Consider the following 6,727-nt stretch of genomic DNA (forward strand, 5'->3'; position numbering starts at 1 on the left):
GCCGGGAGTCGGAGATGTTCTCCGGCTCCCGGCCGTTTCGCGTACCCGTCGAGGATCAGGCCAGGTCGAGCGTGAGCTTCGGCTTGGCGGTGAGCGTGTGCGAGTCGACGAACGCCAGGTCGATCTCCGGGTCGGTGAAGGTGACGGGCACCGGCGAGGGGATCGGGAGGCCGTCCGGGAGCGGCAGGTCCGGGGTCAGCGTGATCTTGACGCCGGCCAGCCAGCCGACGAACCGGGTGGTGTAGAAGGCGACATCACCCTGCACGGTCAGCTGGTCGCTGCGGTAGCGCTGGGTCTTGCCGGCCGGGCCGTCGGCCCGGAGGACGAAGTCGTCCGTCACGGCCCTGTCCATGCTGAACTTCAGGCACTTGAGCGTGCCGGCACGGGTCGGCAGCTCGACGATGCCGTCGAAGCGGAGCCCGGTCATGGTGAGCTTGGAGCCGGTGAGCTTCGAGGGCTGGGCGGCGGCCCGGGGCTGGCCCGGGTCGGCCGCGATCCGGGGCAACGGCTTGCCCGGCTCGGCCGGCTTCGGCTTGGTCGGGGCCGGGCTGGCGCACGGGTCGGTGTTCGGCTCCGCCGGCGCGGAGGGCTTCGCCGAGGAGCTGCTGCTCGGCTCCGGCGCCGCGCTGGTGGGGGTGGCGCTCACGGTGGGGGTGGTGCCGGCGGAGGTCTCGGTCGCCACCGGCTCGGCGACCACCGCGAGGCCGGCCGAGTCGTTCGCCCCCGGAGCGGGCGAGGGCTCGCTGCCGGCGTCGCCGGAGTGCCCGCCGGTGACCAGGCCGGTGATCCCGTCGATGCTGTCGGTCAGCAGGTTGCCGTCCGAGCTCTTCTCCGCCGGCTCCGGACTTGGGCTGGCCGAGGCGGAGGCGGTCGGGCTCGGGGCGGCCGCGCTGGGCGTCGGGCAGGCGGGCGCGGCGATGGCGGGCTCCTCACCCCGCAGCGCGAGCAGACCGGCCATGGAGACGGTGGTGAGCCCCAGGAGGATCGCGTACAACCTCGGGTCGCGGTGCCTCCCCGGGGGCGTGTCCGGGCCGGCCTGAGTGGGGTCGGCGGCACCGGTCGGTGGCTCCGTCGGGGCCCCTTCGCGCAGCGGGTTACGCGGCTCGGGCAGCGTGTCGGTGAGGATGCCGGTGGTGTCCTCCTCGCGCTGCCGGGGCAGCAGCTCGTCGACGAGGGTCAGGTCCTCCTCGAACTCGTCGCCCTCCTGCGACTCGGCGTCGGCAGCCGGTTCGGGCTCCGTGGCGGTGGCCGCCCGGCGGTCGGGCACCCACGCGAAGCCGAGCCCAGCCCCCACGATGCCCAGCAGCATGCCGAGGCCGAAACCGCCGAGGTTGACCCCGATCAGCGAGTAGACCGCCGTCACGGCCGCGATGACCGCATAGAACATCCGCTGCTGCGGGCTGAACCACATGAACAGACCGCAGGCCACCAGGATGGTGGGGATCAGCCAGGCGAGGAAACCGGTCGGCCCCATCTTCAACGTGAGGCCGGCCAGGGTCGCCTGGGTGGTGCCGAAGATCTCCGCCCCGGCGAGCACGGTGAACAGGCCGCCCCAGAACGGCCGGCTCCGCCGCCAGCGCCGGAAGCTGCGCCAGGCCCGCGTCACCCCTCCGGGTCGGGCGTGCTGCGCGTCCGCGGTCGTCACGTACTCCTCCTACGAACCGTGCGGTGATACGAGGGGATTGCCGAACACGACAGGAGGCCCGCGGAGGGCACCCTCCGCGGACCTCCCGGCCAGGTCAGGAGAAGCACTCCTTACCAGCGGCCTTGTCGAACGCGTACACCTTCAGGTTCAGGCCCTTCAGGTTGAAGGTGCCGGCCGTGGTGTAGCGGGCGACCTGCTCAAGCCCGAGGATGGTGACATGATCGGCGTTCTGGCCGAACGAGCCCACCGGAGCATCGCCGCTCAGGTCGCTGGCGTCCCGACCAATCTTGATCTCCGTGAATGTCGCGTCGCCCTTGAGCGACTCCATCGAGATCAGCATGTCGTCCGCGGTCGCGGGCTCCTTGCCACGGCCGGCCTCGATCCGGAGCACCACGGGTATGCCTGTCCCGGGCACGGTCGCGCTGACCGACTGGCACAGGTTGTAGAGGTCCGCGTGGCCGATCTCGGAGACCGCGATCGGCACCGGCCTCGGGTTGCCCTTCTCGAACACGACACCGCCGTACTGCGTGAAGTCATCGCCTTCGAGCCGGTCCGCACCGACCTTGAACGAGGTGCCGGACACGGTGATGTTGGCGGCGATGGCGCCGTTGGCCATGCCGAAGAGAATGCCGCCGGCGACGGCCGTAGCGGGAATCGCCAACGCGGCGAAGCGGCGCCAGCGGGTGCCGCCGCGCATCTGGCGGCCTTCCGATTCACTCACGAGGTCCTCCTCGAAGGGGGTGTCATGACCGATCGCGGGGCGCGACTCGGGACAGGGGAAAGCGTGGGGCGGCTTGCGGGCGCCGTTGTGCCGACGGGCGCAGTACGCGGATTGGATGCTCTCGCGAAGCGACACACGTCACAAGACCCTTGCTACTGGCCGGTAATACCCCTGGAATATCAAGATGGCCGATGGTTACCAACAGTTAACATCCTGGCGGCAAGGACCCCGGGATAAACCATCGCGATTGGAACATAGAGGCAGACGCGTTTCACCAGTGGTGAACACGACCGATGAACGTCACAGTTCGGTAACGGGCAGCTGGCAAACCGCTGAGGGTGATATCCGGTTCAGCCGTCCGGCCGAGGCGGCTGACCGTCCGGTGCGACGGATCAGCTCGCTCGGGTCAACCACGACCCCAACAGATGGTGGTCGATCGAGTCGATCCGGCCCGGCGGGCGTCCGTCCGTCGCTCGCGCCCACAATTCCTCCCGGGTGAACCAGCGCGCCTCCACCAGTTCCTCACCGTCCACCCGGACCTCCATGGACGCGGCCGTCGCCCGGAAGCCGACCATCAGCCCCGCCGGGAACGGCCATGCCTGCGAGCCCTGGTAGGACACCTCGACCACGGTCACCCCGGCCTCCTCGGCCAGCTCCCGGCGGACCGCGTCCTCCAGGCTCTCGCCGACCTCCACGAAGCCGGCCAGCGTCGAGAACGACCCCTCGGGCGCGCCCCGGTGCCGGGCCAGCAGGCAGCGCTCGGGCTCACCCGGCGCCTCGACCAGCACGATGACCGCCGGCTCGATCCGGGGGAAGAGCAGCCGGCCGCAGCCGGCACCGGTGCACGAACGGGTGTGCCCGCCGTCGCGCGCGATCGTCGCCGCTCCACAGCCGCCGCAGTATCGCTGCCCCCGATGCCAGTGCAGCAGCCCCTTGGCGTACGCCTGCACGGCCGCGTCGGCCGGACCCAGCCCACCCACCAGGGCCCGTACGTCCACCGCCTCAGCCGCCTGGGCCAGCTCCAACGCCTCCCCCTCGGGCCGGCCGGAGAGGTCGACGGCGAAGACCGCCCGCCCCGCGTCCAGCCCCAGGAAGACCGTCTCGTCGGCGGCCGCGAGCAGCCCGGCGGCGTCGACGGCGGCCCGTCGCACCGGCACCCGATCCGCCGAGACCAGGCAGCTGTCCCGCCAGAGCGGAAGCAGCACGGCCTCCCGGTCGCTCAGCCGGGCGGCGATCCACCCCGGGTCGGTGCGCAGCGCCGCCGCCCGGTCCAGCCAGCCACCGCCGTACGCCAGGCCCCGCTCATCCGTCTGCACCCGCCCACCGTCCCACGGCCGCCACCTGCTCGGGAAACCCGGTGCGGGTGACAGGCGCGACATCCGCGCCGACCGGCCGAGACGCCGCCTCGGCGACCGCCGACGGGAGACTCCCGGCCGCCTCGAGCGTTGGTTACCGTAGGTGTCTTCCGGGCGGGAGTGCGTCCCCCCGTGGTACTCCCCGATCGAGGTTCTGCTGTGACGCTGTACGGCGACAAACTGCCGCCCGCCGACGACCGGCCCACCGTCCGGGTCACCGCGGTGAGCTGGCCGGACGACGAGCCGGAACCTGCCGTCACACCGGCCCCGGGCCCGTCCGGCAACCCGAAGCGGTCCCGGCGGGGCCGCCTCCTGCTCGCCGGCGGGATCGCCGCGGCCGTGCTCGCCGCCGGCGTGGGCGCGGGCGCCTACGCGTACGCCGGGGACGTACCCCGGGGCACCACGGTGCTGGGCGCCGAGCTGGGCGGCCGGAGCCGGGCAGAGGCTGCCCACGCGCTCCGCGCCGAGCTGGACCGCCGGTCGGCGGCGCTGGGGGCTCCGATCAGCGTCACCGTGGGCGAGAAGCACGTCGAGTTGAAGCCGGCCGACGTCGGGCTCACGGTCGACGTGGACGCCACGGTGGCGGCGGCCTCCGCCGCCGAGGCGCACCCGGTGAGCCGCCTGGTCGGCTCCCGTACGGTCGACCCGGTGATCACCGTCGACGCCGCCCGGCTGGAGGCCGCGCTGCGCCGCGCGATGGGCGACCAGGGCCGAGAGATGACCATGCCGGCCATCATCTTCACCGGCACCACCCCGAAGCCGGTCTACCCGAAGCCCGCCCTGACGGTGGACGCCACCGGTTCGGCCGACGCGGTCAAGTCGGGCTGGCTCACCGGCCGGCCGGTGACCGTGCCGCTGGTCGAGAAGTGGCCGGCGACCAGCCGTGAGGAGGTGGACCGGTTCGTCAGCGAGCTGGCCGAGCCGGCTGTGGCGGCCCCTGTCACGCTCTCCACCGACCGCGGCTCGGTCACCATCCCGCCCGCCGCGATCGCCCGCGGCCTGCGCTTCTCCACGGACGACGCGGGCAAGCTGACCCCCCGGGTGGACGTGAAGCGGCTGCGCTCCGCCCTCGGCGATCAGCTGGCGAAGATTGAGATCGAGCCGAAGGACGCCGGCCTGACCATCGCCAGCGGCAAGCCGAAGGTGGTGCCCGGCCGGGCCGGCCGGCAGGTCGACGCGTCCGCCCTCAGCCGGGACCTGCTCGCCGCACTGGCGAAGGCGGACGGCCGTACGGTGACCGCCGAGCTGAAGCCGGCCGAGCCGGAGCTGACCGAGGCGAAGCTGGCCGAGCTGGGCATCAGGGAGCGGGTCTCCACCTTCACCACCCGTTTCCCCGGTGGCCTCTCCTCGCCGCGCAGCCAGAACATCGTCCAGGCCGCCAAGGACGTGGACGGCACGATCGTGAAGCCCGGTGAGACCTTCTCCCTCAACGGCCACACCGGCGAGCGCGGATACGACCAGGGCTACCAGGACGCCCCGACCATTGTCGGCGGCAAGCTGGTGCCGGGCGTGGGCGGCGGAGTCTCACAGTTCACCACGACGCTGTTCAACGCGACCTACTACGCCGGGTTGGAGGATGTCGAGCACAAGCCGCACTCGTTCTACTTCAGCCGCTACCCCGCGGTGATCGAGTCGACCATCTTCTGGCCGCAGCTGGACTTCAAGTTCCGCAACAACACCCCGTACGGCGTCCTGATCGACACGTCCTACACCTCCAGCACGATCACCGTGTCGATCTGGAGCACCAAGATCTACGACAGCGTCAAGACCGAGTACGGCCCCCGCCGGAACATCACCCAGCCGAAGACCGTCTACCTGGAGCCCGGCCCCAGCTGCATCTCCGCGGAGGGCAGCGTGGGCTTCGCGCAGGACGCCTACCGGGTCATCAAGAAGGACGGCAAGGTCCTCAAGCGGGAGAAGTTCACCTGGCGCTACGACCCCGAGCCGCGTTTCATCTGCGCCCCCAAGCCGTCCGCCTGACGCTCGTCGAGGTCAAGACCGAGGATGCCCGCCGGCGAGAGCCGGCGGGCATCGTTTCGTCCGTACGCCCTCAGGGCCGGGCCTCGGCCAGCCCCTGCCGCACGCCGTCCGCGTCGCGGTCGGCGCCGTAGACCGGGGTGCCCGGCTGCTGCCGCCAACTCCCGTCGAGCGTGCCGCCGTCCACCGGATCGAAGCCCAGCTCGTCCACCAGCCCCATCACCACCCGTTTGGCATTGGCGTCGTCGCCGGCCACCGGCAGGGCGATCCGGTTCGGCGCGCCGGCCGGCTTGCCGTTGTCCATCAGGTGCGGGGCCCGGATGGTGTTGAAGACCTTCACCACCCGCGCGCCCTCGAGGTGCTCCGCGGTCCAGCGGCTGGAGCTGAGGCTCCGGTCGAGCAGGTCAGGGATGTTGCCGTCCCGCTCCGGGTAGTAGTTGTCCGCGTCGATGACCAGCTTGCCGTCGAACAGCGCAGCCGGCAGGTCCGGCACCGCCTTGACCGGAATGGCGACGATGACCAACTCTGCCCCCTGCACGGCCTCCGGGAGCGTGCCGGCCGTGGCGCCGGTCTCCGCCGCCAGGTCGGTGAGGCTCTGCGGTCCACGCGAGTTGGTCACGGTCACGTCGTGGCCCAGGGCCCGCAGTCGACGGGTGAGAGTCCCACCGATGTGCCCCGACCCGATGATTCCGATCTTCATGACCACTCCTGCCTCCGGCGACACCTGACGGTCAGTGCGGCCGAACCATCAGCAGTAGCCCGACCGGGCCACCCCGATCGCGGCCGGGACTCGCCAAGCGGTCCCGCACCGACGGTACGAGACCGGGCGGGCCGTACGCGGGGGTTCCCGAAGCTCTCTGCGCCGGCGTCATAGGAACGGGTCCTGAAACGCAGTCAGGGTCACCCCGAAGGGTGACCCTGACTGGAATGATTGTCCGGCGGTGTCCTACTCTCCCACACCCTCCCGAGTGCAGTACCATCGGCGCTGGAGGGCTTAGCTTCCGGGTTCGGAATGTTGCCGGGCGTTTC

The 6,727-nt window shown here is 71.6% G+C and carries 5 protein-coding genes and 1 rRNA gene; 1 reads left to right on the top strand and 5 read right to left on the bottom strand.

Annotation, left to right across the window (positions count from 1 at the left end):
- Positions 1-55: 55 nt before the first annotated feature.
- The 3 genes from ACNAVT_RS18830 to nudC form a co-directional block, all read right to left on the bottom strand.
- Complete coding sequence (locus ACNAVT_RS18830) at positions 56-1,645, bottom strand: DUF6114 domain-containing protein (RefSeq protein WP_416297944.1); 1,590 nt, start codon at positions 1,643-1,645, stop codon at positions 56-58.
- Positions 1,646-1,739: 94 nt separating this feature from the next.
- Complete coding sequence (locus ACNAVT_RS18835) at positions 1,740-2,342, bottom strand: DUF6230 family protein (protein WP_416297965.1); 603 nt, start codon at positions 2,340-2,342, stop codon at positions 1,740-1,742.
- Between the two features lie 416 nt (positions 2,343-2,758).
- Complete coding sequence (gene nudC, locus ACNAVT_RS18840) at positions 2,759-3,682, bottom strand: NAD(+) diphosphatase (RefSeq protein ID WP_416297946.1); 924 nt, start codon at positions 3,680-3,682, stop codon at positions 2,759-2,761.
- A 198-nt stretch (positions 3,683-3,880) separates the two neighbouring features.
- On the opposite strand from nudC, the gene ACNAVT_RS18845 reads away from it, so the two are divergent.
- Positions 3,881-5,701 carry a VanW family protein gene (locus tag ACNAVT_RS18845; RefSeq protein ID WP_416297948.1) on the top strand — a complete coding sequence of 607 codons (1,821 nt, stop codon included), beginning with the start codon at positions 3,881-3,883 and terminating at the stop codon, positions 5,699-5,701.
- 70 nt (positions 5,702-5,771) lie between these two features.
- Here ACNAVT_RS18845 and ACNAVT_RS18850 read toward each other — a convergent pair whose 3' ends face one another.
- Entirely contained in the window at positions 5,772-6,398 is a 627-nt protein-coding gene (locus ACNAVT_RS18850; RefSeq protein WP_416297950.1) for an NADPH-dependent F420 reductase, read from the bottom strand.
- A gap of 233 nt (positions 6,399-6,631) precedes the next feature.
- Positions 6,632-6,727 (bottom strand): 5S ribosomal RNA (gene rrf / locus ACNAVT_RS18855); the annotation flags it as partial.

This window comes from Micromonospora sp. SL4-19 (genome assembly GCF_047921475.1).
GTDB lineage: Bacteria > Actinomycetota > Actinomycetes > Mycobacteriales > Micromonosporaceae > Micromonospora.

What these genes read in the sequence shown, in the direction of transcription:
- ACNAVT_RS18835 (WP_416297965.1), bottom strand. Translation starts at nt 2,342, where the DNA reads ATGCGCGGCGGCACCCGCTGGCGCCGCTTCGCCGCGTTGGCGATTCCC.
- ACNAVT_RS18850 (WP_416297950.1), bottom strand. Translation starts at nt 6,398, where the DNA reads ATGAAGATCGGAATCATCGGGTCGGGGCACATCGGTGGGACTCTCACC.